General features: G+C 62.3%; 3 protein-coding genes. 2 read left to right on the top strand and 1 reads right to left on the bottom strand.

What is annotated here, in order from left to right; translation table 11 throughout:
• Positions 1-328 precede the first annotated feature (328 nt).
• Complete coding sequence (locus tag EOA85_RS31665) at positions 329-1120, top strand: GH25 family lysozyme (RefSeq protein ID WP_127212354.1); 792 nt, start codon at positions 329-331, stop codon at positions 1118-1120.
• An 80-nt stretch (positions 1121-1200) separates the two neighbouring features.
• Entirely contained in the window at positions 1201-2379 is a 1179-nt protein-coding gene (locus EOA85_RS31660; RefSeq protein WP_127212353.1) for a lytic murein transglycosylase, read from the top strand.
• 6 nt (positions 2380-2385) lie between these two features.
• Here the strand turns inward: EOA85_RS31660 and EOA85_RS31655 are convergent.
• Positions 2386-2852: LysR substrate-binding domain-containing protein (locus EOA85_RS31655; RefSeq protein ID WP_245486192.1), on the bottom strand; the 467-nt coding region annotated here is incomplete at its 5' end.

Raw genomic sequence — 2852 nt, 5'->3', positions numbered from 1 at the left:
CCTCAGAACAATCTGCATTTTTCCGACTCGCCCCGGACGCTCATTTATGCCATCGATTTGCCGCCATTGCTTCGGCAAAAACGCGGTTCCTGTGGAGCGCCGTCAACGGAATATCAACCATGATCGGCGATCATTGATGCGTGTCGCCCAAAAGTGCGCAGCGGTTTTGGGATAACGACATGCATAAAAAACAAAGGTTAAAGCGCGTCGAAGCGCGCGCTTTAATATGGGAGCGGTCCTGTGGGGCGATCGCTTGGGGGTATGGTCGAGGGACCCACCTGCAGCAACAACCCATCAGCGGCCGGCTGAAACCGGTTCAGGAGTAGCGATGCGCCGTTTCGCGGCTTTCATCATGCTGACGCTGCTGGGCGCCTGCTCGACCGTCGACGATCTTGCGCCGTCGCTGCCGAGCGCCCCGACCGTTACGGTGCGCGCACCCCGTTTTGACGACTCCGACCCCCATAAGTGGGAAAGCGGCGCGCCGTGGAGCTATGCCGTTCACGGCACCGACGTCTCGAAATACCAGACCTCGGTCGATTGGCCGGCGGCCAGGGCCAGCGGCATTTCCTTCGTTTTCATCAAGGCGACGGAAGGCGGCGATCGCTTCGACGATTATTTCAACGAGCATTGGAGCCGCACCAAAGCCTCAGGAATCCCCCGCGCGGCCTATCATTTCTACTATTTTTGCACGCCGGCCGCCACGCAAGCGCGGTGGTTCATCAAGAACGTGCCCAAAGACCGTTCGGCGATGCCGCCGGTTCTCGACATGGAATGGAACCCGCAATCGCCGACCTGCAAGCTGCGGCCCGATGCGGCCACGGTGCGCAGCGAGATGAGCACATTCCTCGAAATCGTCGAAAAACACTATGGCAAGAAGCCGATCATCTACACCTCGATCGATTTCTTCGACGACAACGGCCTATCGGCCTTCCGTGGCTATCCCTACTGGCTGCGTTCGGTGGCCGGCCACCCGCGCAAGAGATACGGCAGTCACCCGTTCACTTTCTGGCAGTACACCGGAACCGGTATTGTGCCGGGCATCCCCGGCAAGGCCGATATCAACGTGTTCAACGGCTCGGAAGCCGCCTGGAACAAGTGGCTGCGGCAGAACACCCGTTGACAGCGGGCCTGCCGCCTGCTTTTCGACACAGCCAAATGAAGGATGCTTGCAACCGCTGGTGATCTTCTTGGGGGATGGCGATGCGATTGCGCTTGGAAATTCTCGCGGCGCTGCTTCTGGCCGCTACGGCGGCGCCGGCGGTGGCACAGCAATGCGGCGGCGATTTCGAGGCATGGAAGCAGGGTGTAGCGGCGGAGGCCAGGAACGCCGGGGTCGGCACTGCCGGCCTTGAGGCGCTGGAAAAAGCCACCGCCGACAAAAAGGTGCTGGCGCGCGACCGCGCCCAGGGCGTCTTTACCCAGACCTTCATCGAGTTCTCGAACCGGATGATTTCGGCTTACCGGCTGAAGCAGGGCGCCGCCAATCTGAAAAAATACGCCGACGTCTTTTCCCGCGCCGACCAGGAATTCGGCGTCCAGCCGCCGATCATCGCCGCCTTCTGGGCGCTGGAGACCGATTTCGGCGCCGTGCAGGGCGATTTCCACACGCTGAACGCACTGGTCACGCTCTCGCATGACTGCCGCCGCCCGCAACTCTTTCGCCCGCAGATCACGCCGCTGCTGACCCTCATCGATCGCGGCGTCGTGCCGGCCGATGTCACCGGCGCCTGGGCGGGGGAAATCGGCCAGACACAGATGCTGCCGTCCGACTATCTCGGCCGCGGCATCGACGGCGACGGCGACGGTCTGGTCGACCTGCGCAGCAGCGCGCCGGATGTGATCATGACCACGGCCAACAAGATCATGTCGCGCGGCTGGAAACGCGACCAGCCCTGGATCGAGGAAGTCCGCGTGCCCGAGGACATGCCATGGGACCAGACCGGCCGCACCAACAAGCTGCCGCTGACGCAGTGGGCTCAGTGGGGTGTCACCAACCCCAACGGCACGCCGCTTGTCGACAACGGCCTAAAGGCAGGCCTCGCGCTGCCCATGGGCCGCAAGGGGCCGGCTTTCCTCGTCTACGACAATTTCGACGTCTACCTCGAGTGGAACCAGTCCTTCACCTATGCGCTGACCGCGGCAAATCTCGCCGCGCGGCTGGCGGGTGCGCCGCAATTCGATCCGCGCAATCCCGAACCCGGCCTCGACGGCGATCAGATGAGGGCATTGCAGACAAAGCTCGAGGCCAAAGGCTATGACGTGGGAACGGTCGACGGCATCCTGGGCACCAATACCCGCGAGGCGATCCGCAAGGAGCAGAAGCGGCTAGGCTTGCCGGTCGACGGCTGGCCGACACCGGAGCTTCTGGCGAAGCTTTAAAGCGGGTCATCGCCTGGCAAGCAGGAAATCGATGAAGGCGCGCAGGGCCGGTGGAACCTGCCGAGAGCTCGTATGATATAGGTAAAAGCCCGGAAATCGGGGCGACCAGGCTTCGAGAAAACGGATGAGCTTGCCGGCTTCGATCCACGGCCGAACTTGGTAATCCAGCATGTAGGCCACGCCGACCCCATCCAGGGCCGCCCTGATCATCAGTTCCGTGTCGTTGACCGTCAAACCGCCGTTGACGGCTATTTCCAAAGCGCGTTGGCCTCGCGCGAACTCCCATCGATAGATGTTGCCGCCACCGGGCCACTGGAAATTGATGCAGCGGTGCTGATGCAGCTCCTGCGGATGACGAGGTATGGTCCGGTTCTCGAGATAGGCTGGGGCGGCCACCGCGGCCATCTGCAAATCTTCGCTCAGCTTCACCGCCACCATATCCTTCTCCAGCCGCTCGCCGAGCCGGATTCCGG

This window comes from Mesorhizobium sp. M5C.F.Ca.IN.020.29.1.1, assembly GCF_003997375.1.
Taxonomy (GTDB): domain Bacteria; phylum Pseudomonadota; class Alphaproteobacteria; order Rhizobiales; family Rhizobiaceae; genus Mesorhizobium; species Mesorhizobium wenxiniae.
Note: the sequence above shows the minus strand (reverse complement) of the source record. Positions and strands in the feature narration are given on the sequence as shown.